The sequence below is a fragment of the Micromonospora sp. NPDC005298 genome (assembly GCF_040607375.1).
Taxonomy (GTDB): domain Bacteria; phylum Actinomycetota; class Actinomycetes; order Mycobacteriales; family Micromonosporaceae; genus Micromonospora.
Map to the genome: position 1 here is coordinate 800,152 of NZ_JBEXGP010000002.1, position 26,543 is coordinate 826,694.

Sequence of the window (26,543 nt, forward strand, 5' to 3'; positions counted from 1 at the left end):
GCGCGCGCGGCGGGAGCCACAGGTCCCCCCACACCCACGCTCCCGCCGCGCGCCCTGCTCCCCGTTCAGCCGGCGGAGGCGAGGTACGCGTCGATCTCGGCGGCGATCCGCTGCTTGCCGGCCGGGTCGAGGAACGACGCGGTCACCGCGTTGCGGGCCAGCCCGGCAAGCCCCTGCGGCCCCAACCCGAGCAGCCGGGCCGCCACCGCGTACTCGTCGTTGAGGGTGGTGCCGAACATCGGCGGGTCGTCGGAGTTGATGGTGACCAGCAGGCCGGCCTCCACGAGCCGGGGCAGCGGGTGCTCGTCGAGGTTGGCCACGGCCCGGGTCCGCACGTTGGACGTCGGGCAGACCTCCATCCCGATCTGCCGCTCCGCCAGGTACGCGAGCAGTTCCGGGTCCTGCGCGGCGGAGATGCCGTGGCCGATCCGCTCGGCCCCCAGCTCGTGCAGCGCGTCCCAGACGGTCTGCGGGCCGGTGGTCTCCCCCGCGTGCGGCACCGAGCGGAGCCCGGCCGCGCGGGCCTGGTCGAAGTAGGGCCGGAACTGCGGTCGGGGTACGCCGATCTCCGGGCCACCCAGTCCGAAGCTGATCAGCCCGTCGGGGCGCTGGTCGAGCGCGATCCGCAGGGTCTCCTCGGCGGCGGGCAGGCCGGCCTCGCCGGGGATGTCGAAGCACCACCGCAGGTCCAGGCCGAAGTCGGCCAGGGCGCGCTTGCGGGCGTCCTCGATCGCCTCGCAGAACGCCGGTGCGGGGATGCCCCGTCGTACGTGCGAGTACGGGGTGATGGTCAGCTCCGCGTACCGGACCTGCTGGCGGGCCAGCTCCCGGGCGACCTCGTGGGTGAGCAGCCAGACGTCCTCGGGGTCACGGATGAGGTCGACGACGCTCAGGTAGACCTCGACGAAGTGCGCGAAGTCGCGGAACTCGAAGTAGTCGGCGAGCGCCGCCGGGTCCGCCGGCACCGGTGTGTGGCCCTCGTGCCGGGCCGCCAGCTCGGAGACGATCCGGGGCGAGGCGGAGCCGACGTGGTGTACGTGCAACTCGACCTTGGGCAGGCCGGCGATGAAGGTGGACAGGTCGGTCACGAATTCTCCTCGGCACGGTCGCCGGTCTGCGCGACGACGAAGACACGGCGGAACGGGAAGTACACCCGACCCTGCCGGACCGGGTACGCGGCGGTGAGGCGTACCCCCAGCTCGGCGCGGAAGGCGGACCAGGCGGCGGCGTCCAGCGCGGCGCGGACCGGACGCAGGGCGGTGCCCTCCATCCAGGCCAGCACCGGGTGGTCGGCGGCGGGCTGGGCCGGCAGCAGGTGCACGTAGGTAGTCTCCCAGGCGTCCACGGCGCAGCCGGCGGCGGTCAGCAGCGCGGCGTAGTCGGCGGGGTCGTCGACCGGGTCGGCGCGCAGCAGGGCGGCCAGGTCGGCCCGCCAGGCGGGACGGCCGGCGACCTCGCGCAGCGCCAGGTGTGAGGGGGCGTCGAAGTTGCCGGGGACCTGCATGGCCAGCCAGGCGCCGGCGGGCAGTTCGGCGGCCCAGCGGCGCAGCAGCTCCCGGTGGTCGGGGACCCACTGCAGGACGGCGTTGGCGACCACGACGTCCTCGTCGCCGGTCGGTCGCCAGTCGTGCACGTCGGCGACGGCGAAGTCGACCGGGGCGGCCAGGGCGGCGGCGCGGTCGATCATCTCGGGCGAGGAGTCGAGGCCGACCACCCGGCTCGACGGCCAGCGCGCGGCGAGGGTGGCGGTGAGCTGCCCGGGGCCGCAGCCGAGGTCGACCACGGCGCGGGGTCGTTCGGCCGGGATCCGGGCCACCAGGTCGTGGAACGGACGGGAACGCTCGTCCGCGTAGCGCAGGTACGTCGTCGGATCCCACATCGTCGCCTCCCAAACCGTACGTTCGTCTTGTTTAAGATACGACTCGCGTGGCAGCCCGGCAACCCGCTCACTAGGCTCGGGGGCATGGAACAGCGCAGCTTCAACCGGCTCGGCCGGACCGTCGGAGTGGTCGGCCTGGGCGCCTGGCAGCTCGGCGCCGACTGGGGCACCGTCAGCGAGACCGACGCGATGGCCGTGCTCAGCGCCGCCGTGGACGCCGGAGTCACCTTCCTGGACACCGCCGACGTGTACGGCGACGGCCGCAGCGAGCAGCTCATCGGCCGCTTCCTGCGCTCCCGCCCCGACGCCGGCCTGACCGTCGCCACCAAGATGGGCCGCCGCGTCGAACAGCGGGCCGAGGCGTACACCCTGGCGAACTTCCGGCAGTGGACCGACCGGTCCCGGAGCAACCTGGGAGTGGACACACTGGACCTGGTCCAGCTGCACTGCCCGCCGACAGCCGTCTTCGCGTCCGACGAGGTCTTCGACGCCCTGGACACCCTCGTCGCCGAGAAGGCCATCGCCGGGTACGGCGTCAGCGTCGAGACCTGCGACCAGGCCCTCACCGCCATCGCCCGGCCGGGAGTGGCGAGCGTCCAGATCATCCTGAACGCGGTACGCCACAAGCCGCTGGAGCAGGTCCTGCCGGCGGCCTCGGCGGCCGGGGTCGGCATCATCGCCCGGGTGCCACTGGCCAGCGGCCTGCTCTCCGGCCGGTACGACGAGCACACCGAGTTCCCCGCCGACGACCACCGCAACTTCAACCGCAACGGCGCGGCCTTCGACGTCGGCGAGACGTTCTCCGGCGTCGACTTCGAGCGCGGCCTGGCCGCCGTACGCCGACTCGCGCCGCTGGTCGACGCGGACCGCACGATGGCGCAGTTCGCCCTGCGCTGGGTGCTGGACCAGCCCGGAGTGACAGTCGTCATCCCCGGCGCCCGCGACGCCGACCAGGCGCGGCGCAACGCGGCCACCGCGACCCAGGCGCCGCTCACCGCCGAGCAGCTGGACGGGGTCCGCGAGGTCTACGACGAGCTGATCCGCCCGCAGGTGCACGACCGGTGGTGACGCGATGAGGGGTTGGCTCACGCTCAGCCTCGGCCTGCTGGCGGTCGTGGTCGGTGCGGTGTGGACGGTGCAGGGCCTCGGCTACGTCAGTGGCAGTGTGATGACCGACGAACGGATCTGGACGATACTCGGCCCGATCGTGGCACTTGTCGGTCTCGTGGCGATCTGGTTCGGCCTGCGGTCGCGCCGCCGACGCTGACCGTCCGGCCCGAGACGTGGAACAGCCCCGTATCCCGGGAGGGATACGGGGCTGTACAACGACCCCTGGCCGGATCGTCCCACTGGCCGGCGGGGGCCGGCCGCACCACTCAGATGGGACGGACCTGCTCAGCCTGCGGGCCCTTCTGACCCTGAGCGATCTCGAACTCCACCCGCTGGTTCTCCTCCAGCGTGCGGTAGCCGCTGGTCTGGATGGCCGAGAAGTGGACGAACACGTCAGCACCCCCGCCGTCGACGGTGATGAAGCCGAAGCCCTTGTCAGCGTTGAACCACTTCACGGTTCCCTGCGCCATGTGTATCTCCTTCTAAAACTGGCGGCCGTGCACGCCGTGCGGCCGATTGGCCGTTTTCGAGCAGCGGCGTCTGAGGCGGCCCCACGACCGGGGCTTCTCTCGACCCACGCCATCTCGCAACAGCGTGGAACAGCAAATCACGTACGCAAAAACTCTGCACGACCTCTCCGACGAATTTCTCCGACATGTGACCTGACGGATGTCCGAGATCGCTGGGCGTCGTGCTCCGCCATGCGAAAGGCCCCCTTCCCGTCGATACGGGAAGGGGGCCGATGTCGATGCGTGGGGTCAGTCCGGCCAGTGGCCGGTCATCCGACGTACGCCCACCGCTCCACCCCGGTCCACGGCGGCCCGGACCACCGCGAAGATGGCCCCCTGAAGCGCCGCGGCGGCCAGGATCTCGCCCCACCCGCGATCCTCGTCGGTGGCGTTCGGCGCCTCACCGTCGCCCGCGGTGACCTTCCAGACCTGCCGGAAGATCGCGCCCGCCACCGTACCCGCGGCGATACCCAACAGGATGCCGGCCGGCCGGTACGCGACCCTGCCGATGCTCTTGCTCACCTACGCCTCCCCCGCACGATCATCAGCAACACCACGGCGGCCACCGCGCCGGCGGCGACCGTCGCCCACGGCACCGGATTGCGCCGGACCAGTTCCCCCTTGTCGTACGCCTGCGCCCGCACGTCCTCGGCGTGGCGTACGGCCTGCCCCCGGACCCGGGCCACGGTCTGCGCCGCCTGCTCGCGCACCCGCTCCCGTGCCTGCCCGGCGGACTCCTTCAGACGCGCCTTGACGTCGGCCTTGGCGGCCAACGCCTCCATCGTCTCGCCCAACTCGACCCGGGTACGACGGATCTCCTCGCGGAGCGCCTCCGTGTCGCCGGTCCCGTTGCCCGTCATGCCCGTCCCCTGTCCTTCACCGCGGCGGCGACAGTGTCCACGTCGGCCCGCAGGCTGCGCACCGTGGCCGCCGGAACCGGTGGGACCGCACGGCTGACCTGCTTCTTGCCCACCAGGGCGAGGATGCCGGCGACCAGGAAGAGCGCCACCGCCACGATCAGCGCGGCGGCCCAGGCGGGCAGCACCAGGTCGAGCAGCAGGATCGCCGTCACGACAAGCGCCCCGAGGCCGTAGAACGCCATCGCGCCGCCGCCGCCGAACAGGCCGATCCCGATGCCGGCGTGCTTGCCCTTCTCGGTCAACTCCGCCCGGGCCAGCGCCAGTTCGTCCCGTACGAGGCGGGAGACCTGCTCGGTGGCTCGCTGCACCAGCTCGGCGGTGGAGGGCTCGCTCCCGTTGCGGGGTGTGCGGGCGTTCGCCACGTCAGCCATGCTGTCCTCCTTTCCTCATCACCGCGCTGTATGCCCGGAGTCGCCGCCCGTCAATCCTAAAGCGCCGCGAGCAGGTGTCCGTCCCGGTCGTCCGCTCGCCGCGCCGCCCGAATCCCCGGGGATGCGGCAGAGACGTCCGGCAGCACATCCCCCACCCACGCCCGACCAAACCTCGCAGACCCCACCCCAGCTTCGAGGTGGCGCCGATCGGGAGGGACGGGACGCGGTCAGGGGCGGGCGGAGGCGGGGGCGGTCTCCTCGGGGCCCACGAAGGCCTCGCTGCGGGCGTCGCCGTCGTCGCTGCCGCCGAAGACGCGCGCGTCGTCGGGTGCCTCGGTGCCGGCCGGGCGCCGGACCGGGCGGCGGGGCTGCACCCACTGCCAGGGCAGGTTGCTGCTGGCGTCGCCCAGTTCGGTCCGCATCCGGGGCATCGCGGTGGGCCGGTTGTCGCGGATCCAGGCCACCAGGTGCTCGCGCACGAGGCAGCGCAGGTCCCACAGGCTTCCCGCGTCGGCGGCGCTGACCAGCGCGCGCACCCCGACCGTCCCGCCGGTGGCGTCGGTGACCTGTAGGACGCAGACCCGCCCGTCCCACAGCTCGGTGCCCTCCACGAGGCGGCGCAGCTCCTCCCGCATGGCCTGCACCGGCACCGCCCAGTCGACGTCAAACTCGGCGGTACCGAGCACCGCCGCCTCGGTGCGCGTCCAGTTCTGGAACGGCTTGCTGGTGAAGTACGACGTGGGCAGGATCAGCCGCCGGTCGTCCCAGATCTGCACCACCACGTAGCTGAGGGTCAGCTCCTCGATGCGGCCCCACTCCCCCTCGACGACCACGACGTCGTCGAGGCGGACGGCGTCGCTGAAGGCGAGCTGGAGGCCGGCGAAGACGTTGCCGAGCAGGCTCTGCGCGGCGAGGGCGGCCACCACACCGACCACACCGGCGGAGGTGAGCACGCCGGCGCCGATGCCCCGCACGCTCGGGAAGGTCATCAGCATCACGCCGACGGTCAGGATGACGATCACCGCGATGGTGAGCCGGCGCAGCATCACCACCTGGGTGCGTACGCGCCGGGCGTGCCGGTTGTCCGGCACGTCCACGCGGAACCGGGCCAGCGCCATGTCCTCCACGACCACCAGCAGCGAGGCGACCAGCCAGGCGGTGGTGGCGATCACGCCGAGGACGAGCAGGTGCAGCAGCAGCTGCCGCCAGTGCTCGCCGACGGCGTAGCCGGTGCTGAACCGGGCGGCGATCTGCACGGCCAGGACCGTCCCGGCGACCTGGAACGGGCGGTGCGCGTGGTCGGTCAGCTCGGTCAGCAGCTGCGACCGGCGGCCGAACCGCCGGGTGAGCCGGTGGACGACCTCGACCAGAAAGAGAGCGACCGCCGCCGCGGCGAGCGCGGCGACGGCCGTCGTGAGGTAACTCTGCACGGGTTCGGTGCTTCCCTTCGACCAGGGTGTCGGCGCTTCGGGCAAAGGCCCAAGAGTGCCCGACGTCCCCGGGATCGACCAGTTCAGACCTTGCGGTACCGGGACTGGAGGAAGCAGTAGACGCCGAAGGCGGCGATGCCCAGGGCGACAAGGGTCAGCAGGAACGTGCCGTACGACTGCTCCTGGAGCGTGTGCAGCGCGGCGTCCAGACCACGGGCCTTCTCCGGGTCGTAGTTCACCGCCGCCACGATGACCAGCAGACCGGCGATGCCGTACGCGACGCCCTTGGCGGCGTACCCGGCGATGCCGAGGCGGCGGGCCAGCTGGCGGGTCTTCGGGCTCATCTCACCGGTCTTCAGGTGCTTCTCGAACTTCTTGCGGATGCCGTAGATCACCAGGCCGATGCCGATCGCGGCGAGCACCAGCCCGGCCAGGCCGACCAGCCAGCGACCGCCGGTGGAGGTCATCAGCTTGCCGGTCAGCGCCTCCTGCTGGTCGGCGCTGTTCGACGAGGCGTCGGAGAAGACCTTGAACGCGGTCCAGGCGAAGTAGAGGTAGACGATGGTCCGGCCGGCCGAGGCGACCCGTTCCATGACCCGTTCCTTGCCGCGCTCGGCGCGGTGCCCGACCGCCGCCTCGAGGCCCTGCCAGATCGCCATGGCGAGCAGGCCGACCGCGACGGCGATCACCAGGAACTTACCGAGGGGCTGTGCGGAGAGGGTACGCAGCGCGCCGGACTGGTCGCCGTCGTCGGACGACGTGCCGAACGCGATCTGCAACGCCAACCAGGCGAAGAGCAGGTGCACGATGCCGTAGCCGATGAAGCCGGCCCGGGCGAGTAGTTCCAGCCACCGGCTGTCCGCCGTTCGGGAGGCGGTGGCTTCGGCGTTACGGGTGAGTGACATGGCGCCACAATCTCCGATTCGGAAGATTCCCAAACGTCGGCCACCGCCGCCCGGGGCGGTCAGTTGCCCGGATTGCGCGATACGCGGATCTTGACCTGCTGGTCGGTGACGCTGTCCAGGGTCACCGCGAAGCCGCCGGCCTCGGTGGCCTGCTGCCCGGTGGTGAGGGTCAACTGCTCGCCGGCGACCTCGATGGTCACCTGGTCGCCCTCGGCGCCGACCAGCTTGGCCTCGACGCCGAGGATGGTGGCGCTCGCGTCGACACCCCGCTCGAAGGTGACCGTGCAGGCGTCCAGCCCGCAGTCGGTGGAGGCGCCCTGGGAGCTGCAACCGGCGAGCACGGCGAGGCCGAGCGCCAGACCGGCGAACAGACCGGCGGCGCGGCGGACGGGGGGACGGGGCGTGGTGGCGGGTCGGTTCGTCACCTCGCCAAGAGTACGAGACGTCGGCGACGCCAGCCGGCGGCGACGACTCGGCGCACCCCGGCTAGGGTCCGGGACATGCCCTTCGACATCGCCCGCACCCGGGCCGCCTACCCCGCCCTGACCGAGGGCTTCGTCCATTTCGACGGTGCCGGGGGCACCCAGACCGCGGCCGGTGTGATCGACGCGGTCGCCGACGCCATGCGCAGCGCGGTCGGCAACCGCAGTGCCGCCTTCCTGCCGGGTCGCCGGTCGTTGGAGCTGGTCGCCGAGGCCCGCTCGGCGGTGGCCGACCTGCTCGACGCCGACCCCGCCGGGGTGGTCCTCGGTCCGAGTGCCACCGCGCTGACGTACACCCTGGCCCGTACCCTCGGCGCGACCTGGCGCCCGGGCGACGAGGTGGTGGTGTCGCGGCTCGACCACGACGCCAACGTGCGGCCGTGGGTGCAGGCGGCCGAGGCGGCCGGCGCGACGGTGCGCTGGGCCGAGGTCGACCCGGACACCGGCGAGCTGCCCGCTGCCCAGTACGCGGACCTGGTCGGTGAGCGGACCCGGCTGGTCGCGGTGACCGCCGGCAGCAACGCCATCGGCACCGTGCCGGACGTGCCGGCGATCGCCAAGATCGCGCACGCGGTCGGGGCGCTGGTCTGCGTCGACGGGGTCCACTCGGTGCCGCACGGGCCTACCGACCTGGCCTCGCTCGGCGCCGACGTGCTGGTGACCAGCGCCTACAAGTGGTCCGGGCCGCACCTGGCGGCGATGGTGGCCGACCCGGCCCACTGGGCCGCGCTGCGCCCGGCGAAGCTGCTGCCGTCCTCCGACGCGGTGCCGGACCGGTTCGAGTACGGCACGCCGAGCTTCCCGCTGCTGGCCGGCGTGAGGGCGGCCGTGGATCACCTGGCCGGGCTGGACCCGGACGCGGTCGGCGACCGGCGGACGCGACTGCGTGCCGGGCTGGCCGCCGCCCAGGCGCACGAGGAGGCGCTGCTGGAGCGGCTGCTCGCCGGGCTGGCCCAGCGGCCCGCCGTCACCGTCTACGGCTCGCCGGCCCGCCGCTGCCCGACCGTGTCGTTCCGGGTCGCCGGGATGTCACCGGCGTCGACCCAGGAGGCGTTGGGCGCGGCCGGGTTCTGCCTCTCGGCCGGCGACTACTACGCCTACGAGTACTTCCGGCTGATGGGCCTGCGCGACAGCGGCGGCGCGGTGCGGGCCAGCATCTACCACTACAACACCGCCGACGAGGTGGACCGGTTGCTCGCCGAACTCGACGCGGTGCTCGACCGGCAGGGGAGAATGGCCAGGTGAGCACCCTGGTCGAGGACAACCCCGCCAAGAACCGCTTCGAGATCCTGGTCGACGACGCGCTTGCCGGTTTCGTCGCGTACGTGCCCCGGGGGGAGGCGCTGGTCCTCACCCACACCGAGGTGGACCCGGGCTTCCAGGGCCGGGGCGTGGCAAGCGCGCTGGTCCGGGGCACTCTTGACGAGATCCGCGCCCGGGGTGGTCGGCTGGTGCCGCAGTGCCGGTTCGTGGCGGCGTTCGTCGACAGGCACCCCGAGTACGCGGACCTGGTCGTCGAGCAGGCCTAGAACCGGCCGGTCAGCGCCTCGGCGGCGGCCCGCCCACTGGCCCGGGTGGCACCGTGGGTGGCGAGGTGCACGGCGCCGGTGACCAGCTCGGGCACGCCCAGCTCGACGACGACCGCGTCCGGGCGGGACGCGAGCGCCCGTCGTACGGCGTCGCGCATCCACTCGTGCCGGTGCAGGTCGCGGACCACGAGCACCAGGGGACGCTCACCCGCCGCCGCGCCCGGGTCGGCCGGCACATCCGGTTCGGCGTAGCGGACGGCCTCGGTGCCGGGCAGCAGCTCGGCCAGCGGCTCCCCGATGCCCCACGGTGTCTCGGCGCCGATGGCGATGTTGCGCGGCGGCTCGAACTCGACCAGGTACGCCGGGCGGGTCAGCGGCAGCACGGCGGGCCCCGGGCTCGGGGTGCTGACCCGCACGGCGCGTCGGGCGGCGACGAGCCCGACGTCGGTGGCGTCGCGGGCCGCGGTCGACCGGGCGCTGCGCGCGGCGACCGTCCAGGCGGCGAGCTGGCCGACCCGCTTGGCGGCCTCGGCGAGGCGTTCCTCGGGCAGTTCCCCGGAGACCACGGCGGCCACGATGGCGTCGCGCAGTTCGCGGGCGTCCCGCTCGCCGGCGCGTTCGCCCCCGACGCAGATGGCGTCGGCGCCGGCGGCGAGAGCGCGCACGGCCGCTCCGGCGAAGCCGTACCGGTCGGCGACGGCGCGCATCTCCACCGCGTCGGTCACGATCACACCGGAGAAGCCCATCTCGTCGCGGAGCAGCCCGCCCAGGATGCGCTGGCTCAGCGTGGCCGGCAGCTCCGGGTCCAGGGCGGGGACGAGCAGGTGCCCGGTCATCACCGCCTGCACCCCGGCGGCCACGGCGGCCCGGAACGGGGCCAGCTCGCAGGCGTCGAGCCGGTCCCCGTCGGCGGTGATGCGGGGCAGGTCGTGGTGGGAGTCGACCCGGGTGTCGCCGTGCCCGGGGAAGTGTTTGGCGCAGGCGGCGACGCCGCCGGCCTGGAGCCCGTGGACCCAGGCTGCGGTGTGCCGGGCGACGAGTGCCGGGTCGGCGCCGAAGGAGCGCACCCCGATCACCGGGTTGCCGGGGTTGGAGTTGACGTCCGCGTCGGGGGCGTAGTCGAGGGTGATCCCGGCGACGGCCAGCTCGGTGCCGAGGTCGCGGGCGACCGCCTCGGTCAGCGCCGGGTCGTCGACCGCGCCGAGCGCGAAGTTGCCGGGCCGGGAGCTGCCCCGGCCGGACTCGATCCGGGTGACGTCGCCGGCCTCCTCGTCGATCGCCACGATGACGTCCGGGCGTTCGGCGCGCAGCGTGGCCGTGAGGGCCGCCACCTGGGCGGGGTCGACGATGTTGCGGGCGAACAGGACCACCGAGCCGAGCCCCTCGCCGAGCCAGCGGCACACCCACGGCGGTGGGGTGGTGCCGACGAACCCGGGTTGCAGGACGGCGGCGGCGAGCGCCGACAGGTCTTCCGCTGGCGCGGTCACGCGATCCCCTCGCGGTGCTGGGCGTCCGTTCCCGGCGTCGACGCGTTCGCGCCGACCCGCTGGTTGCGCTCGCTCATGCGGCCCCCGTACCCCATCTCCCGCGCCCTCGGCGCACCGCCCGGGCAGGCGGTGCTGCCATGGTCACACCGAGCGATTGAATAGTCAATAAACCTTACAGTTGCCCGACGGCGCGGTCCCGGGGAGAGTTCGGGGATGGATCCCGCCCTGCTGGCCGACGCCACGAGCCCGGCCGACATCCCCGGCGTACGCCTGCTCGGGCTGGTCGTCGGCGCCCTGCTGCTGCTCGCCGCGATCCGGGCGATGTTCGGCCGACGCTGACCACCCGGCGCCGGCGCGGCCGACCGGTGTGACCCGGTGCCGCCGGGGTACCGCTTCCCCGTCAGCAGGTACGCGCGCCGGAGGGGACACCATGAAGATCGGTTAATTCTGTCCAGTGAGGAGTACACGCCGGACGAGCTGCTGGAGCAGGCGCGCGGCGCCGAACGGGCCGGCTTCGAGGCGCTGTGGATCTCCGACCACTACCACCCGTGGGTGGACGCCCAGGGGCAGAGCCCCTTCGTCTGGTCGATGATCGGCGCGCTCAGCCAGGTCAGCTCGCTGCCGGTGACCACCGCGGTGACCTGCCCCACGGTGCGGATCCATCCGGCGGTGATCGCACAGGCGGCGGCGACGAGCGCGGTGCTGCACGGCGGCCGGTTCGTGCTCGGCGTCGGCACCGGCGAGGCGCTCAACGAACACATCTTCGGCGACGCGTGGCCGCAGGCCGACGTCCGGTTGGAGATGCTCCAGGAGGCCGTCGAGGTGATGCGCGAGCTGTGGAAGGGCGGTTTCGTCAACCACCACGGCACGCACTACACGGTCGAGCACGCCCGGATCTACACGCTTCCCGACACGCCCCCGCAGATCTACGTGTCCGGCTTCGGTCCCAAGGCCATCGACCTGGCGGCGCGCATCGGTGACGGCTACGTGAGCACCATGCCGGACGGCGAGATGGTCAAGCGTTTCCGGGAGAACGGTGGCGGCGACAAGCCGTGCCAGGCCGGCTTCAAGGCGGCGTACGCGGCCAGCGAGGAGGAGGGCGTGCGGATCGCGTACGAGCGGTGGCCGAACGCCGGGGTGCCGGGTGAACTGTCCCAGGTACTCCCCTCGCCGCGGCACTTCGAGCAGGCCGGCGAGCTGGTCAGGCCGGAGATGATGAAGGAGGCGTTCGTCTGCGGCAACAGTGCCGAGGCGCACCTGGAGATGATCGACAAGTACGCCAAGGCCGGCTTCGACGAGGTGTACGTGGCCAACACCGGCCCCCACTACCAGGGCCTGTTCGACCTGTACCAGCGGGAGGTCCTGCCCCGCCTGCGCTGAGCCGACGATCCGCGAGCCCATGACCGTCCGAAGGTGTTTCGGCGGTCATGGGCCCGGGTACCTCCGGCCCTCGATGAAACTGTCCACGCATTCGATGTCGTTGCGCCGCGCCGCGCGCAGCCTGTTCGGCTGGAACGCGCTGCGGCCCAACCAGCTCGCCGCCATGCGCGCGGTCATGAAGCGACGCGACGCCCTGGTGGTGCTGCCCACCGGCGCCGGCAAGTCGGCGATCTACCAGATCCCGGCGAGCCTGATCCCCGGCCCCACAGTGGTGATCTCCCCGCTGCTGGCCCTGCAACAGGACCAGATCGCGGCCCTCAACGAGCGGCAGCGCCCCGAGCTGCGGGCGGTGCGGATCAGCTCGAACGAGTCGGCCGCCCAGCAGGCCGAGGCGATCGCCGAGATCCGCGACGGTCGGGCCGAGTTCCTGTTCATCACTCCGGAGCAGTTGAGCAACCCCGACCGGATGGCCGAGGTGAAGTCGCTGAAGCCGGCGCTGGTGGCGATCGACGAGGCGCACTGCATCTCGGCCTGGGGGCACGACTTCCGCCCCGACTACCTGGCGCTGGGGCACCTCATCGAGGGCATCGGCCGGCCGCCGGTGGTCGCGCTGACCGCCACCGCCTCCCCGCCGGTCCGCGACGACATCGTCGCCCGGCTGCGCCTGCGCGACCCGGAGCTGGTGGTGTCCGGTCTGGACCGACCGAACCTGTTCCTGGAGGTCGCGCACTGCCCCACCGAGGACTACCGGTGGCGACGCCTGATGACCCTGCTGCGCGACGAGGGCCGGCCGGGGATCATCTACGTGCCGACCCGCCGTGCGGCCGAGGAGTTGGCCAGCCGGTTGACCGACGCCGGTTACCCGGCGCAGTTCTACCACGGTGGGATGGCGGCCGGCCCGCGCGCCGAGCTGCACGAGGCGTTCCTCGCCGACCAGGTGCCGATCATGGTGGCGACCTCGGCGTTCGGCATGGGTATCGACAAGCCGAACATCGCCTGGGTGGTGCACATGGCGCTGCCCGACTCGCCGGACAGCTACTTCCAGGAGATCGGCCGGGCCGGCCGCGACGGTGAGCCGGCCCGGGTGCTGCTGCTCTGGCAGGCCGAGGACGTGGGTCTGCAACGGTTCTTCAGCGGTGGCCTGCCCGACGAGACCGAGCTGCGTGACCTCGCCGCGCTGCTGCGCCGCAAGCCGGCCACGAAGACCGAGCTGCGCGAGGCCACCGGGCTCGGGCCGCGCAAGCTGGGCCAGTACCTGTCGTTGTTGGAGCAGGTCGGCGCCGCCGAGCCGCGCGCCTCGCAGCGCATCGGCGCCCCCCGCTACTCCCCCAAACCGGCCGACGCCGCGGCAGCGGCACTGGCCGAGGCGGAACGGCAGCAGACGGTCACCCGTTCGCGGACCGACATGATGCGGGCGTTCGCCGAGACCACCGCCTGCCGGGGGCAGACCCTGCTTGCCTACTTCGGCGAGCAGATGACCAAGGTCTGCGCGCACTGCGACAACTGCCACAACGGCACGAGCGTCGCCGACCAGGGCGCGGTCGGGCCGTTCCCGGTGCACAGCCAGGTCCGCCACCCGGAGTGGGGGCACGGCATGGTGCTCGGCTACGAGGACGACAAGATGACGGTTCTGTTCGACGAGGTCGGGTACAAGACGTTGTCCGTGCGCGTGGTATCCGAACAGGGCCTGCTGACGCTGGACTAGCCTGACCCGGGCACCGATTGACCACACAGAGCAGGGCGGAAGGGGCGTTGCCGTGATCGAGCAGCCGGCGTACACCGGTTTTGGTTTCTCCGACGGGGAGTGGGGGCTGCTCGTCGGTCTGCCGCAGTCGGTGTTGACCGCCGCGAGCGCCGCCGAGTCCGACGGCACCCGCCGGACCATGGCGGAGACCGCGGCCGGGCTGGAGACCATCGCCGCCGGACGGGAGTCGGCCAGTCGGCTGGTCGCGGCCGTGGCCGGCGAGATCGTGACCCGGGTCGGCGACCCGGAGACCGGCGAGGAGCTGCCGGTCATCGCTCCCGCCGACCCGCGCGCCATGATCGACGACGTGCTGCTGCGGGCCGGTGAGGCCGCCGCGCTGCTGGCCGCCCGGGTCGACGAGGGTGAGGCCGGCGCGTACAAGCACTGGCTGGTCAAGATCGCCGAGCAGGTGGTGGGCGCCGCGTCCAGTGGTGGGTTGCTGGGGCTGGGCGGCGAGACGGTCAGCGACTCCGAGCGGCGCTTCCGGGACCGCCTGGCGCACGTGCTCATCGACTGACGGACGACATCGGCGTACCGGCCGGCTCGGTGGCGGTCACCGTCGCGGGGTCGGCCGGCCGCACGCCGCGCAGCGCCACCAGCGCGGTGGCCGCGCCGAGCAGCATCGCCGCCATGGCCGCGTACGCGGCCAGGTGCAGCCCGTCGGTGAACGCGTGCCGGGCGGCGTGCAGCACCGTGTCACCCAGCTCCCCCGGCAGCCCCTTGGCCACGGCGAGTGCGCCGCCCAACGTCTCCCGTGCCGTGTCCCGGGCGCCCTCGGGCAGGTCGGCGGGCAGGCCGTCGAGGACCTCGCGCCGGTAGACCGCCGCTCCCACGCTGCCCAGGATCGCCATTCCCAGCGCGCCACCCAGCTCGCTGCTGGACTCGGTCAGCGCGGAGGCGACGCCGGCCTGCTCCGGCGGCGCCGCGCCGACGACCAGTTCGGTGACGAGTAACATCACCATCACCAGGCCGCCCGCGTAGACACTGGCGCCCGCCAGCAGCAACCACAGGGCCGAGTCGGGGGTGACCCGGGTCAGCACCACGAAGCCGAGCGCCGCGATCCCGAAACCCGCTCCGATCAGGTACGCCCGCTCGACGCGCTGGGCGAGCGCGGCGGCGGCGGGTGCGACGCCGCCGACCGCGAGTGACGGCACGAGGCTCCACAGTGCCGCCCGGAGCGGGCTCAGGCCGAGCACCAGTTGGAGGTGCTGGGTGGTGAAGATGGCGAAGCCGACGAGCGCGAACATCGCCAGCAGGTTGACCGCGAGGGACCCGCCGAAGCCGTGACGGCGGAACAGGGCCAGGTCGATCATCGGGTACGCCCGGGTCCGTTGCCGGTGCAGGAACAGCGCCGCGACCAGCAGGCCGGCGACGACGGCCAGCACCCGAGGCACGTCGACGCCGTCGCGGGCCATCTCCTTGACGCCGTAGATCACCGGCAGCAGCGCTCCGAGCGACAGCACCGCGCTCACCAGGTCGAACGGCCCGGCGTCCGGGTTGCGGAACTCGGGAACCAGGACCGGCGCGAGCAGGAGCAGCATCAGCATCGCAGGGATGTTGATGAGGAAGATCGAGCCCCACCAGAAGTGCTCCAGCAGGACGCCGCTGAGCACCGGCCCGATCGCGATGCCACCGGTGAGCGTGGCGGTCCAGATGCCGATCGCGGTGCCGCGCTGCCGGCTGTCGTGGAACATGTTGCGCACCAGGGCGAGGGTGGAGGGCATCAGGGTGGCCCCGCCGATGCCGAGTACGGCCCGCGCGGCGATCAGGGTCTCGGCGCTGTGGGCGTACGCGGCCAGCAGGGACGCCGCGCCGAACGCGGTGGCGCCGAGCAGCAGCAGTCGACGCCGGCCGATCCGGTCGCCCAGAGCACCCATCGTGATCAGCAGACCGGCCAGCACGAACCCGTAGATGTCGAAGATCCAGAGCTGCTGGGTGCCGGTGGGACGCAGCTCCTCGCTGATGAACGGGACGGCGAAGTAGAGCACCGACACGTCCATCGAGACCAGGAGCAGCGGAAGCATCAGCACCGTGAACCCGATCCACTCCCGCCGGCCGGCCCTCGGTGCCGGTGTGATCGTCGTCGTCATGATCAGATCCCTTCTGCGTATGGCGTACGCTGTTATGCGTAGACCATACGCAGAACTAGGATGGCGAGGCAAGGAGGACATGTGACGGCGAAGAAGGACGACAGTGGGCCGGCGCTCCCGGCGGCCATCGAGAGCGCCTGGGGGCTACGCGAGCGGCCACCCAAGGGGCCCCGCCCCGGGCTGACCGTGCCCGCCATCGTGGACGCCGCCGTCCGGGTCGCCGACACCGACGGGCTGGCAGCCGTCTCGATGAGCCGGGTCGCCAAGGAGCTGGGCGCCGCCACCATGGCCCTCTACCGCCACGTCGGCTCGAAGGACGAACTGCTCCTGCTCATGGTCGACACGGGCTACGGTCCACCGCCCGGCCCGGCCGCCCCCGGCGACGACTGGCGGGCCGGCCTGACCCGCTGGGCCCGGGCCGAACGCGACGTGCTGCGCGCACGCACCTGGCTGCTACACGTGCCGATCACCGGTCCGCCGATCACCCCCCAGCAGCTCGGCTGGCTGGAGGACGGACTGCGCTGCCTCGACGACACCCGGCTCGCCGACGGCGAGAAGATGTCGGTGATCCTGCTGGTCACCGGCTACGTCCGCAACGAGGCCACGCTGACCGCCCAGATCGCCGAGGGCAGCCGCGCAGCCGGCGTCGAACCCGGCGAGATGATGCCCGCGTACGGTCGTACCGTGGCCCGGCTCATCGATCCGACGCGCTTCCCGGCACTGCACCGGGTGCTGGCCTCCGGCGTCCTCAACCAGGACGACGACCCCGACGACGAGTTCACCTTCGGCCTCGACCGGATCCTCGACGGCATCGAGGCACTCGTTTACCGACGACGATCCTGAGGGGCGCCGATGCTGCACCGGGAGATCGTGGACACCACAGTCCTGCCGCCCGCCGACCGATTCGGACTGTGGCTGGACCTGGTCGCGCGTACCTCGGCGCCGATGCGGATCTCGTCCGCGCACGACGACGACTTCGCCGCCCACGCCACCTTCGTCGAGCTCGGCCCGATCCATCTGGTCAAATACCACTACCCGTCACTGCAGGCCACCCGGACCGCCAAGCTGATCCGTCAGTCGGACCCGGAGGTGTACATGCTCGCCCTCACCACCGACGGCGTCGGAACGTCGAGCCAGGACGGCCGTCACAGCGAGATCCGGGCCGGTGAGTTCACCTTCTACAACGCCTCCCGGCCGCACGACGTCGGCCACCACGCGACCGAGCCCGAGCGGGCTCGCGCTGCCTCGATCACCACGAAGATCCCGCACGCCGCCCTGCCACTGCCGCCGCACCGGATGGCCGCGCTCTTCGGCGGAAGGATGTCCGGCCGGGAGGGCATCGGGGCACTGCTGGCACAGTTCCTGCTCCAGGTCACCGGGCACCCCGAGCAGTACCATGCCGCCGACGCCGGCCGACTCGGCGCGGTCGGACTGGACCTGGCCACCACCATGCTCGGCCGCCACCTGGTCGCCGAGGACGCGGTGCCGACCGAGGTACGCCGCCGGGCGCTGGTCACCCAGGTACAGGGGTACATCCACCGCCACGTCGGGGACCCGACGCTCAGCCCACGGGTCGTCGCCGACGCCCACCACGTCTCGTTGCGCTCACTGCACCGGCTGTTCGAGGCCCAGGAGACGACGGTGGCGTCGTACATCCGCGACGCGCGGTTGGCCCGGTGCCGGCGCGACCTGGCCGACCCGGCCCTGCGCACCCAGCCCGTGCAGGCCATCGCCGCGCGGTGGGGCTTTCCCGACAAGGCCCACTTCAGCCGGGTGTTCCGGGCGGCGTACGGCGCCAGCCCGCAGGCGTACCGGGAGTCCACCTCGGATCCGGCACGGATCGTCAACCGCCCGGCATCCACCGTCAACTCGTCTCCGGCAGACTGACAGCGCAGCGGCCGACCGTCACACGATGGGCCGCTAACGGGGGGCCGTGGCGTGGCGCCCGCCGCCGTTCGCGGCGGGCGGCCCGCCCGGTGGCCCGGCGGACCGCTCAGGCCTCCTCCAGCACCGCCAACACGACCCGTTCGGCCTCCTCGCGCGGCGCGCCCGGGTCGACCGGCACCACCACACCGTCGTGGTAGAGGTCGACCACCCGAGGGTCCACGTAGGACGTCCGGGCCACCGTGGGGGTGTTGCCGAGCAGCTCCGCCACCTCGCGCATGACGGCCGCCACCGCCCTGCGGCGCGCGGTCACCGAACGACCCGGGCCGACCGTCGCCAACTCGGTCGCGGCGAGCACTGTGGCGTGCCAGGTGCGGAAGTCCTTCGCCGTCATCTCCCCACCACTGGCGTCGCGCAGGTAGCCGTTGACCTCGTCGCTGCGCACGTCGCGCCACTCCCGGCCGTCCCAGTAGCCGAACAGCCGGTCCGCCCGCCGGCGGCGACGTCGCAGGTCGACCAGCACCTGGCACAGCTCCGGGTCCTCGATCCGGCGCACCTGCTCGATGCCACCCTTGGCGGGAAACTCGAAGACCACGCAGCCGCCCCGGGACCGGGCGTGCTCGGGGCGCAGGGTGGACACCCCGAACGTCGGGTCGTCGCCGGCCGCGTACTGGTCGCTGCCGACCCGGAACATCCCCATGTCCAGCAGCCGGGCCACCGTGGCCAGCACCCGGTCCCGGCTCAAACCGCGACCGTCCAGGTCCCGACCCACCCGCTCGCGCAGCGCCGGCAGCCGCCGCGCCACCTCCAGCATGCGGTCGAACTTCGCCTCGTCCTGCTTCTCCCGCCACCGGGGGTGGTAGAGGTACTGCTTGCGGCCCGCCGCGTCGATGCCGGTCGCCTGGATGTGCCCGTTGGGGTGCGGCGCTATCCACACGTCCTGCCAGGCCGGCGGGATGACCAGCTCCCGCAGCCGGGCCAGGACGTCCGGGTCTCGGACCGGGTCACCGGCCGGGTCGAGAAAGAGCCAACCCTTGCCGCGCCGGCGACGCCGGTAACCCGGCCGGCCCGGATCGCTACGCCGCAATCGCACCGGAGACCCGCACCACCCGTTCCACCTCGGCCACGGCGGCCAGCACCTCGTCGAGGCGCAGGGCCGCCAACGTCGGGTGGCTTCCCACCCCGTCCCAGCTGGGCCAATCCGCCTCGCCGACCCAGAGCACCCGGTGCCGGGGACGGTCCGGTGGCGGCCCCCAGAGCGCCGGCGGCACCGGCCCGAACAGCACCACCGACGCGGTGCCGTACCCGGTGGCGAGGTGGGCCACGCCGGTGTCCCCGCTGACCACCAGCCGGGCGTGGGCCACCAGCGCGGCGAGCGCGCCGACGTCGGTCCGGCCGGCCAGCACGGCGTCGGACGGCAGCGCGGCGGCGTCGGCCACCCGCAGCGCCAGTGCCCGCTCGTCGGCCGAACCGGTGAGCAGCACCCGGTGCCCCTGGTCGGTGAGGGCGCGGGCCAGCGCGGCGAACCGCTCCGGGGGCCAGCGCTTCGCGGGGATCTTGCTGCCCGGGTGCACCAGGGTGGCTCCCGTGGGCAGGCCGTTCGGCTCGGGCCGACGCAGGCCGAGATCGGTACGGTCGGCCGGGATGTCGTACCAGGACAGCAACCGGCACCACCGCTCCACCTCGTGTTCCCGCTCGACCCACAGCGGGCCGGCGGAGAAGCCGGCCTCCCGGTTGGCGAAGGCGAGCAGCCGCCCGGGCCGGGTCGCGGCCAGCAACCGGTGTGATCCGGGGCCGCGCCCGTGCAGGTTGACGGCGACCCGGGGTGCCGACCCGCTCCGCACCGGCCGGTCCAGACCGTCGGTGTCCACCAGCCGGTCGACACCGCCGACCAGGTCGACCAGCGGCGCCAACCAGGCCGGCGCGGCGAGCGCCAGCTCCCGAGCGGGGTACGCGGCCCGCAACGCCCGCAGCGCGGGCACGGCGGTCACGAGGTCGCCGACGCCCAGGGCCCGCAGGACCAGGATCACGGGTACGACGTCTCCTGCTCGGCGCAGACCACCAGTTCCCGTACCGCGCACCCGGCCGGCTGGTTGAGCGCGAACATGACGGCGGCGGCGGTGTCGGCGGGGTCGTTGAGGATAGCGTCCGGCCCCGGCTTGTACTGCGGGTCCCGCTCGTCGAAGAACGCCGTCCGCATCCCGCCCGGAATGAGTAGGGTCACGCCGACCTGGCCGGCGAGTTCGGCGGCCAGGGCGCGGGTGAAGCCCACCACGCCGAACTTCGCCGCGCAGTACGCGGTGGCGTCGCTGACCGCCTTCACGCCCAGGGTGGAGGCGACCGTGACGACCCGGCCCCGGGACGTCAACAGGAACGGCAGCGCGGCCCGGATCACCGCCGCGGTCGCGAGCAGGTCGACGGCCACGATCCGGTCCCAGGTCTCCCCCGGCACGTCGGCGAGCCGACCCGGCACGTCCATGCCGGCGGCGGTGACCACCGCGTCCAGGCCACCGGCCTGCTCGGCGAGGTGCCGGGTGGCGGCCTCGGCGGCCCGGGTGTCGGCCAGGTCGCACTCAGTCCAGGACACGCCGTCGACGGGTGGTTGCCGGTCCAGCACGAGCGGTCGACCACCGGCTGCGGCCACCGCGGCGACCACCGCCGCGCCGAGCCCGCTGGAGCCGCCGGTGACCAGGACGCTCGGGCCCGTGGCGGTCATCGGACCCGCTCCGGCGTCGACACCGGCGCGGCCGAACGGGCGATCATGTCGGTCGTGGACCGACCGTCCAGGTAGGGCACCACCACGGTGTTGCCGCCCCACCGGCGCAGGACCTCCGCCTCGGGCATACTCGCGGCGTCCCCGCCCCCGGTGGCGTAGTCCCCGCCCTTGACCCAGATGTCCGGCCGCAGCCAGGACAACGCCGCCTCCGGGGTCGGCTCGTCGAAGACCATGACCGCGTCGACGCAGCTCAGCGCCGCGAGGAGCCGCGCGCGGTCCCCCTCGGACATGACCGGTCGGTCCGGCCCCTTGAGCCCGGTCACGCTGGCGTCGGAGTTCACGCACACGATGAGGCAGTCGCCGAGCTGCCGGGCGGCCTGCAGGGTCGCCACGTGCCCGGCGTGCAGCAGGTCGAAGCAGCCGCCGGTGGCCACCACCGTGCCGCCCGCGGCACGTACCTCGGCCAGCAGCGCGGCGACCGGTGCGACGCCCACCCGCTCACCGCCGGGGCCCGGCACACCGGCCCGTACCCGTTGGCTGCGGGTGCCCGCCGGTGACGGCAGGGCGGTGGCCACTCCCCCGCCGGCCACGTACGCGGACGCCTCCGCGACCGCCGCCTGCACCGCCTCGGAGACCAGTGCGCCCCGGGCCAGCGCGAGGCTGGCGGCCGCCGCGAACCGGTCGCCGGCGCCGCAGGTGTCCCCCTCGGCGCTGCCCGGGGTGGGCACCACCAGCGGCGTCGACCCGGCGTGGCAGAGCAGCGCGCCGTCCCCGCCCAGCGTCACCGCCACCGCCCCGGCCCGCCAACGCCGGCGCAACCCCTGCGCGCCCCGGGACGCGGCGGCCAGCCGGGACGTCCCGGGCAGCGCCGGCACCAACTCCCGCACCTCGGACTCGTTCGGGGTGGCCAGGTGTACGCCGGGCACCGCGGCCGGGCCACGCGGATGCGGGTCCCACACCACGGGCGCGCGGGTGGCGGCCAGAGCGTCACGCAGCGCGGGCTGCCGGGCCACCCCCCGGCCGTAGTCGCTGACCAGCACCGCCGACGCCGCCGCGATCACCCGCAACACCTCCTCGGAGGGCGGGCCCGGCTCACCGGGCACCCCGCCACGGTCGTGACGCAGCAGCACCCGGCCGCGGGCCCGCAGCCGGATCTTCTCCGGCGTCGCCCCGGACAGGGGCAGCGGGTACACCCGCACACCGGCGGCGGCGAGCAGGGCACTCAGGCGCGCGCCGCCGGCGTCGTCGGCGAGCGCCGTCACCAACACCACCTCGGCGCCCTGCGCGGCGGCGAACACCGCCGCCAGACCGGCGCCACCGGGCCGGTCGGTGGCCACCGTCTCGTCGAGCACCGGCACCGGTGAGTCCGGGCAGAGCCGGTTCACCACCCCTTCCACGTCCCGGTCGAGCAGGGTGTCCCCGACCACCACCACGGGTCCCCTCACGCTTTCCTCCTCATCCTCACGCGTCGACCTGCTGTCCGGCCCCGCCGTCGAGCATCACCTCGACCCCGGCCCGCACCGGGGACGACGACCCGGTGGACGCCGACGGGGGCAGTTCCTGTTCGAGGTACTCGCAGATCAGATGGCTCGTGACGAGGTGCAGCTCCTGGACGACCTGGGTGTCGGCCGACGACACGGCGAGCACCTCGTCGCACGCCTGGGCGAGCGCGTTCGGCGTCGGCCCGGTGAGCGCCCAGGTGGTGAGGCCGGCGTCGCGGCCCGCCCGCGCGGCGGCGAGCAGGTTCTCGCTGGCGCCGCTGGTGCTCAGCAGCAGCAGGACGTCGCCCGGCCGGCCGTGCGCGCGGACCTGCCTGGCGTACACGTCGGTGTAGCCGTAGTCGTTGGCGATGGCGGTGACCGCGCTCGTCTCGGCGTGCAGGGCAATGGCCGACAACGGCTGCCGGTCGTGGTGCAGCTTGCCCACCAGCTCGGCGGTCAGGTGCTGGGCCTCGGCGGCGCTGCCACCGTTGCCGGCCACCAGCAACCGGCCGCCGGCCACCAGCCGGTGGGCCAGTTCGGCGCCCCAGCGCGCCAACTGCGGCTCGCAGAGCCGGTACGGCACCAGTGCCGCCGCCAGGTTCGTCAGGTGGGTGTCCAGCAGGCTGCCCGTCGGCATCAGGCCACCACCCGGGTCGGGCGGCGCACCGCGGCCACCTCGCCGTAGACCTCCGCGAGCCGCTCCGCCGTCGCCGCCCAGGAGTACCGCGAGCGGGCCCGCTCCCGCGCCGCCGTGGCGTACGCGAAGCGCCGGATCCGGTCGTCGAGCAGCCCCTGGATCGCGGTGGCGAGCGCCCGCGGGTCCCGCGCCGGCACCAGGTCCCCCGTCGACCCGTCGACCACGGTGTCCCGGATGCCGCCCACGGCGGTGCCGACGACCGGCACCCCGCAGGCCATCGCCTCCAGCGGGGTCAGGCCGAACGGCTCGTACCAGGGCGCGGCGACGAGCAGGTCCGCCGAGCGGTACCAGCGACCCATCTCCTCGCGGGGCACCGCTCCGACCAGGTGCACCCGGTCGGCCACCCCGCACGTCTCGGCCAGGGCCCGCAGCCGGCGGGCGTACGGGTCGGTCTCCAGCAGCCCCTCGGGCGGGCCACCGACCACCACGCACTCGGCGTCGGGCACCAGCGCCATCGCGCGGACGACGGTCTGGAATCCCTTGCGTTCGACCAACCGGCCCACGGTCAGGATCCGGGGCCGGCCGGGCTCACGGTCGGCGGCCGGCCCGAGTGGTGCGAACGTGCCGAGGTTGACGCCGGAGGGCACCACCGTCATCCGGGACCGGGGCACCCCCATCCGGACCAGCTCGCCCACCTCGTCGCGGCACTGCGCGACCACCCGGTCCACCGAGCGGCCCAGCTCCCGCTCGTAGGCGATCCGCCGTGCCGGGCTGGTGTCCTGCACGCCCTGGTGGCGGCGCTTCACGGTGCCCAGCGCGTGGTACGTCTGCACCACCGGCACCCCGGTCTGCCGTCCAGCGGTCAACGCGGCCAGGCCACTCATCCAGAAGTGCGCGTGGATCACCTCGGGCGTCCAGTCGCCGCCGCGCCACCGCTCGACCAGCCAGCGGCTGAACTCCCGCATGTGCGGCAGCAACGCGTCCTTGGCCACCGGCTCGGCCGGGCCGGCGGGTACGTGCACCACGTCGTACCCGTCCGGGCTGCGGACCGTCACCGGCAGGTCGAGCGCGTCGCGGCGGGTGTAGACCCGTACCTCGTGGCCGGCTGCGGAGAGCGCGGCGGACAGCTCCGCGACGTGCGTGTTCTGGCCGCCGGCGTCCTCGCCTCCGAGGATGGCGAGCGGGCTGGCGTGCTCCGAGATCATCGCGATCCGCATACTTCCTCCTCCAGCAGCCGGTCCCAGTCAGCGAGGAAACGGTCGAGGCCGTATCTGTCCCGCGCGGCGGTCCGTGCCACCGCGCCGGCCTGGCGCGCGGCCTCCGGTTCGGCGATGAACCGGCGGGCGGCGTCGAGCAGGGTGTCCGTCCGGGTGGCGAGGGCCCCCGCCTGCGGGGGGACGGCCATCACCGCCTCGGTGGTGGCGAGCGCGACGACCGGCATGCCGATCGCCATGGCCTCGATGAGGCTGAGCCCCAGCGAGGTCCAGCGGCACAGGTGCAGGTACGCGCGCCGCCGGGCCAGCTCGGCGTGCATCCGGTCCTGGGGTACGTCGTCGTGGCTGGTGAGCCGGTCGGCGGGCAGACCCAGGTGGTCGGCGAGGCCGGCGACGCCCATCCCGAACACGTCAAGCGGGGCGATCTCGGCGAAGCGGGGCAGCAGGTCGGTGCCGGTGACCCGACCCCGGCGCACCGGTTCGTTGATCACCACGGCGAGCCGGTCCAGTTCGCCGGTGTACGAGACGGTGGGGGCGACGATGCCGTGGTCGACGACCGTGGTGCGGGTGGCGCCGGTGTCCCAGAAGATCTGGTTGAACCCGGTGACGTGGGCGACGAGCAGGTCGTCGCGGTCGGCCATCGGATGGCGCGTGTTCGGCACGTCACCCTTGGGGGTGTTGTGCTCGACGTAGATGGCCGGGACGTCCCGGCCCGGGCGGCGGCCCAGCCACTTCTCGGCGAGGTCGATCTCCTCGGGCCGTTGCAGGATGACCAGGTCGACGTCGGTGCCGGGCAGCTCGTCGGGGGTGACCTCCACGGCGGTGTCCGGCCACGGGTAGGTGCGTGCCCGGCCGAGGCCGTACGGACCACGGTCGGGTGTGGTGGGGATCAGGTAGCGGTGACGGCCGTGCACGAACGACGTGGTCCACGAGCCGTGCACGTGCCAGAGCAGGACGTTCATCGGCCGCCACCACCGGGAACGGCGAGCACCCGCAGCGCATCGAGGACCTCGGCGGGCTCGACGTCGCTCAGGCACGGATGTCCGGGGACCGGGCAGCTGGCGGCCCGGGTGTCCCGGCAGGGCGCGGCGGCGTCCCCGAGCCGGACGGCCGGCACCCGGTACGGCCCCCACTGTCCGAACGGGACGGTCGGCGCGAACAGGCTCACCACCGGCACCCCGGCGGCGGCGGCGAGGTGCGCGGGGCCGGTGTTGCCGACCACCACCGCGCCGGCGTCCGCCACGATCGCGGCCAGTCCGGCCAGGTCGGTGCGGCCACCCAGGTCGACGCCGCCGGCCGCCGCCACGCGGGCGGTGACCGCGCGCTCGTCGGGTCCGCCGGTGACCAGCACCCGGTGCCCGGCGGCGGTCAACGCGCCGGCGATCCGGGTCGCCAGCTCGGGCGGGCAGGCCCGGCTCGACGCGGCCGAGCCGGGATGCAGCACCACGTACCCGGGGTCGCCGAGACCGGCCGGGCGCGGAGGCAGGGCGTCCGGCCGGAGCCGGAGCACGGGTTCGTCGTCGTCGGGCAGCCGGTGCCCGGCGGCGGCGGCGAGCGACAGCGCGCGTTCGGGCTCGGGGACGCCCACCGGCACCCGGTGTCGTACGTCCAGCAGGGACCCCGGGTAGTCGTCGCTGATCGCCGCGATCCGGCCGATACCGGCCATCCGCAGCAGCAACGCCAGGGGCAGGGCCGACTGGTGGAACGAGGTGAACACCACGGCCTGGTCCGCGCCGACGGCGGCGAGGCGCGCGGTCAGGTCGCGCACGGCGGCCGGGTCGACCGGCGCCGGAGTGGGGTCGATCCACGGCAGCGGGTGCTCGATGATCTCGTCGACGCCGGGCAGCAGCTCGGCGGCGGCTCGTCCCCGCGGCCCGCACAGCAGCACGACCCGCTGCGCGCCGGCCGCCACCGCACGGATCGCCGGCCCGGTGACCAGCACGTCCCCGGCCGAGTCCGAGCGCACCACCACCGCCGTCCCCACCCGCTCGCGGGCCGACGCGGGCCGTACCGCCTCCTGTCGGCGCAGGATCTCGTGGACCGCCGAGGGCAGGTCGGTGGCCACCCAGCCGGCGGCGGCGACCTCCTCGGGCCGGGTCACCGGTGTGGGCACCAGCACCCCCGCCGCGCCGGCCGCGAGCGCGGCGACCACGTCCCGGCCGATGTCGCCGACCAGGACACACCGCGACGGGCTGGTGTCCAACTCGCGGGCGGCGGCGTGCACCAACCCGGGCGCCGGTTTGCGGCAGTCACACCCGTCGGCGTCGTCGTGCGGGCAGACCAACCACGCGTCGAAGCGCCCCAGCAGCTCCTCGACGCGCACGTGCACCGCCCGCATCTGCGCCTCGGTGAAGTAGCCGCGGGCCAGACCCGACTGGTTGGTCACCACCGCCAGTCGCAGGCCGGCGGCACGCAACCGGTCCAGCGCCGCCCGAGCGCCCGGCACCGGCCGCACCTTCTCCGGATCACCGTTGTACGGCACGTCCTCGATCAGGGTGCCGTCCCGGTCCAGCAGCACGGCGTCGTACAGGACCCCGCGAGGGCTCGCCACGGGCCCGGACCAGCCCTGGTCAGCACCGGCGAACACCCGGGCTGACCTGCGCTGATACGGATCCTCCTGGTCCTGTCGCACAGCCGGCGGGTTCCCTGCGCCCCGAGGAGTAAACGTCGCCGTGGACGCGGTGGGCCACCACCGCTGGCGGTGCCCGCGTCGGCCTTACCCGCCGCCCCGGAGAAGCTAACCCGCAGGTCGTTAGCACCCCCGCCGCGCGGGTA

Annotated in this window: 29 protein-coding genes; 10 read left to right on the plus strand and 19 right to left on the minus strand. The window is 73.7% G+C overall.

Annotation, left to right across the window (positions count from 1 at the left end; all coding sequences use genetic code 11):
* Positions 1-65: 65 nt before the first annotated feature.
* Both ABZS77_RS08445 and ABZS77_RS08450 read right to left on the minus strand, forming a co-directional pair.
* Entirely contained in the window at positions 66-1,088 is a 1,023-nt protein-coding gene (locus ABZS77_RS08445; RefSeq protein WP_354819230.1) for an adenosine deaminase, read from the minus strand.
* Positions 1,085-1,879, minus strand: coding sequence for a trans-aconitate 2-methyltransferase (locus ABZS77_RS08450; protein ID WP_354819233.1), 795 nt, complete (start codon positions 1,877-1,879; stop codon positions 1,085-1,087). The genes ABZS77_RS08445 and ABZS77_RS08450 overlap by 4 nt, the downstream gene beginning before the upstream one ends.
* An 84-nt stretch (positions 1,880-1,963) precedes the next feature.
* On the opposite strand from ABZS77_RS08450, the gene ABZS77_RS08455 reads away from it, so the two are divergent.
* Entirely contained in the window at positions 1,964-2,947 is a 984-nt protein-coding gene (locus ABZS77_RS08455; RefSeq protein ID WP_354819236.1) for an aldo/keto reductase, read from the plus strand.
* Between the two features lie 4 nt (positions 2,948-2,951).
* Complete coding sequence (locus ABZS77_RS08460; protein ID WP_354819239.1) at positions 2,952-3,146, plus strand: hypothetical protein; 195 nt, start codon at positions 2,952-2,954, stop codon at positions 3,144-3,146.
* Positions 3,147-3,255: 109 nt separating this feature from the next.
* Here ABZS77_RS08460 and ABZS77_RS08465 read toward each other — a convergent pair whose 3' ends face one another.
* From ABZS77_RS08465 to ABZS77_RS08495, 7 genes are all read right to left on the minus strand, one after another.
* Positions 3,256-3,459, minus strand: a complete 204-nt coding sequence (locus ABZS77_RS08465; protein WP_007075740.1) for a cold-shock protein — start codon at positions 3,457-3,459, stop codon at positions 3,256-3,258.
* Positions 3,460-3,747: 288 nt separating this feature from the next.
* The gene (locus tag ABZS77_RS08470; RefSeq protein ID WP_354819242.1) at positions 3,748-4,020 is read right to left on the minus strand and encodes a DUF4235 domain-containing protein; all 273 of its coding nucleotides are present in this window, start codon (positions 4,018-4,020) and stop codon (positions 3,748-3,750) included.
* Positions 4,017-4,358, minus strand: a complete 342-nt coding sequence (locus tag ABZS77_RS08475; RefSeq protein ID WP_354819245.1) for a DUF3618 domain-containing protein — start codon at positions 4,356-4,358, stop codon at positions 4,017-4,019. Before ABZS77_RS08475 ends, ABZS77_RS08470 begins: the two co-directional genes overlap by 4 nt.
* Entirely contained in the window at positions 4,355-4,789 is a 435-nt protein-coding gene (locus ABZS77_RS08480; protein WP_354819248.1) for a phage holin family protein, read from the minus strand. The genes ABZS77_RS08475 and ABZS77_RS08480 overlap by 4 nt, the downstream gene beginning before the upstream one ends.
* A 227-nt stretch (positions 4,790-5,016) precedes the next feature.
* Positions 5,017-6,219, minus strand: a complete 1,203-nt coding sequence (locus ABZS77_RS08485) for a mechanosensitive ion channel domain-containing protein (RefSeq protein WP_354819251.1) — start codon at positions 6,217-6,219, stop codon at positions 5,017-5,019.
* Positions 6,220-6,302: 83 nt separating this feature from the next.
* Positions 6,303-7,124: a DUF1206 domain-containing protein gene (locus ABZS77_RS08490; RefSeq protein WP_354819254.1), complete on the minus strand. Its 822-nt coding sequence runs from the start codon at positions 7,122-7,124 to the stop codon at positions 6,303-6,305.
* A 59-nt stretch (positions 7,125-7,183) separates the two neighbouring features.
* Positions 7,184-7,549, minus strand: a complete 366-nt coding sequence (locus tag ABZS77_RS08495; protein WP_354819257.1) for a hypothetical protein — start codon at positions 7,547-7,549, stop codon at positions 7,184-7,186.
* A gap of 75 nt (positions 7,550-7,624) precedes the next feature.
* On the opposite strand from ABZS77_RS08495, the gene ABZS77_RS08500 reads away from it, so the two are divergent.
* Positions 7,625-8,851: a cysteine desulfurase-like protein gene (locus ABZS77_RS08500; RefSeq protein WP_354819260.1), complete on the plus strand. Its 1,227-nt coding sequence runs from the start codon at positions 7,625-7,627 to the stop codon at positions 8,849-8,851.
* Positions 8,848-9,135 carry a GNAT family N-acetyltransferase gene (locus tag ABZS77_RS08505; protein ID WP_354819263.1) on the plus strand — a complete coding sequence of 96 codons (288 nt, stop codon included), beginning with the start codon at positions 8,848-8,850 and terminating at the stop codon, positions 9,133-9,135. The genes ABZS77_RS08500 and ABZS77_RS08505 overlap by 4 nt, the downstream gene beginning before the upstream one ends.
* Here ABZS77_RS08505 and ABZS77_RS08510 read toward each other — a convergent pair.
* A complete protein-coding gene (locus ABZS77_RS08510) occupies positions 9,132-10,622 on the minus strand; it encodes a glycoside hydrolase family 3 N-terminal domain-containing protein (RefSeq protein ID WP_354819265.1) in 1,491 nt (496 codons plus the stop codon). The two genes, ABZS77_RS08505 and ABZS77_RS08510, sit on opposite strands and share 4 nt — an antisense overlap.
* A gap of 213 nt (positions 10,623-10,835) precedes the next feature.
* Here ABZS77_RS08510 and ABZS77_RS08515 point away from each other — a divergent pair, with 213 nt between their 5' ends.
* The 4 genes from ABZS77_RS08515 to ABZS77_RS08530 all read left to right on the plus strand — a co-directional run bounded on the left by ABZS77_RS08515 (position 10,836) and on the right by ABZS77_RS08530 (position 14,263).
* Positions 10,836-10,961, plus strand: coding sequence for a hypothetical protein (locus ABZS77_RS08515; RefSeq protein WP_255421242.1), 126 nt, complete (start codon positions 10,836-10,838; stop codon positions 10,959-10,961).
* A 105-nt stretch (positions 10,962-11,066) separates the two neighbouring features.
* Entirely contained in the window at positions 11,067-12,002 is a 936-nt protein-coding gene (locus ABZS77_RS08520) for a TIGR03557 family F420-dependent LLM class oxidoreductase (protein ID WP_354819593.1), read from the plus strand.
* Positions 12,003-12,075: 73 nt separating this feature from the next.
* On the plus strand, positions 12,076-13,707 hold the full coding sequence (locus ABZS77_RS08525; RefSeq protein ID WP_354819268.1) for an ATP-dependent DNA helicase RecQ: 1,632 nt from the start codon (positions 12,076-12,078) through the stop codon (positions 13,705-13,707).
* 52 nt (positions 13,708-13,759) lie between these two features.
* Positions 13,760-14,263: a hypothetical protein gene (locus ABZS77_RS08530; RefSeq protein WP_354819270.1), complete on the plus strand. Its 504-nt coding sequence runs from the start codon at positions 13,760-13,762 to the stop codon at positions 14,261-14,263.
* On the opposite strand, the gene ABZS77_RS08535 is transcribed toward ABZS77_RS08530, so the two are convergent.
* Positions 14,253-15,836 (minus strand): MFS transporter, encoded by a 1,584-nt coding sequence (locus ABZS77_RS08535; RefSeq protein WP_354819273.1) that lies wholly within the window; start codon positions 15,834-15,836, stop codon positions 14,253-14,255. The two genes, ABZS77_RS08530 and ABZS77_RS08535, sit on opposite strands and share 11 nt — an antisense overlap.
* An 81-nt stretch (positions 15,837-15,917) precedes the next feature.
* On the opposite strand from ABZS77_RS08535, the gene ABZS77_RS08540 reads away from it, so the two are divergent.
* Positions 15,918-16,679: a TetR/AcrR family transcriptional regulator gene (locus ABZS77_RS08540; protein WP_354819276.1), complete on the plus strand. Its 762-nt coding sequence runs from the start codon at positions 15,918-15,920 to the stop codon at positions 16,677-16,679.
* A gap of 9 nt (positions 16,680-16,688) precedes the next feature.
* Positions 16,689-17,723 carry a helix-turn-helix domain-containing protein gene (locus ABZS77_RS08545; RefSeq protein WP_354819279.1) on the plus strand — a complete coding sequence of 345 codons (1,035 nt, stop codon included), beginning with the start codon at positions 16,689-16,691 and terminating at the stop codon, positions 17,721-17,723.
* A gap of 106 nt (positions 17,724-17,829) precedes the next feature.
* Here ABZS77_RS08545 and ABZS77_RS08550 read toward each other — a convergent pair whose 3' ends face one another.
* From ABZS77_RS08550 to ABZS77_RS08585, 8 genes are read right to left on the minus strand one after another with little or no spacing between them, the layout of a single operon-like run.
* Positions 17,830-18,813: a DNA topoisomerase IB gene (locus tag ABZS77_RS08550; RefSeq protein ID WP_354819282.1), complete on the minus strand. Its 984-nt coding sequence runs from the start codon at positions 18,811-18,813 to the stop codon at positions 17,830-17,832.
* Entirely contained in the window at positions 18,797-19,750 is a 954-nt protein-coding gene (locus ABZS77_RS08555; RefSeq protein ID WP_354819285.1) for a glycosyltransferase family 9 protein, read from the minus strand. Before ABZS77_RS08555 ends, ABZS77_RS08550 begins: the two co-directional genes overlap by 17 nt.
* Positions 19,747-20,436, minus strand: coding sequence for an SDR family oxidoreductase (locus ABZS77_RS08560; RefSeq protein ID WP_354819288.1), 690 nt, complete (start codon positions 20,434-20,436; stop codon positions 19,747-19,749). The genes ABZS77_RS08555 and ABZS77_RS08560 overlap by 4 nt, the downstream gene beginning before the upstream one ends.
* Positions 20,433-21,881, minus strand: a complete 1,449-nt coding sequence (locus tag ABZS77_RS08565) for a PfkB family carbohydrate kinase (RefSeq protein ID WP_354819291.1) — start codon at positions 21,879-21,881, stop codon at positions 20,433-20,435. The genes ABZS77_RS08560 and ABZS77_RS08565 overlap by 4 nt, the downstream gene beginning before the upstream one ends.
* A 16-nt stretch (positions 21,882-21,897) precedes the next feature.
* On the minus strand, positions 21,898-22,557 hold the full coding sequence (locus ABZS77_RS08570; RefSeq protein ID WP_354819595.1) for an SIS domain-containing protein: 660 nt from the start codon (positions 22,555-22,557) through the stop codon (positions 21,898-21,900).
* On the minus strand, positions 22,554-23,771 hold the full coding sequence (locus ABZS77_RS08575; protein ID WP_354819294.1) for a glycosyltransferase: 1,218 nt from the start codon (positions 23,769-23,771) through the stop codon (positions 22,554-22,556). Before ABZS77_RS08575 ends, ABZS77_RS08570 begins: the two co-directional genes overlap by 4 nt.
* Complete coding sequence (locus ABZS77_RS08580; protein WP_354819297.1) at positions 23,756-24,730, minus strand: glycosyltransferase; 975 nt, start codon at positions 24,728-24,730, stop codon at positions 23,756-23,758. The genes ABZS77_RS08575 and ABZS77_RS08580 overlap by 16 nt, the downstream gene beginning before the upstream one ends.
* The gene (locus ABZS77_RS08585) at positions 24,727-26,400 is read right to left on the minus strand and encodes an HAD-IIIA family hydrolase (protein ID WP_354819300.1); all 1,674 of its coding nucleotides are present in this window, start codon (positions 26,398-26,400) and stop codon (positions 24,727-24,729) included. Before ABZS77_RS08585 ends, ABZS77_RS08580 begins: the two co-directional genes overlap by 4 nt.
* Positions 26,401-26,543: the final 143 nt, after the last annotated feature.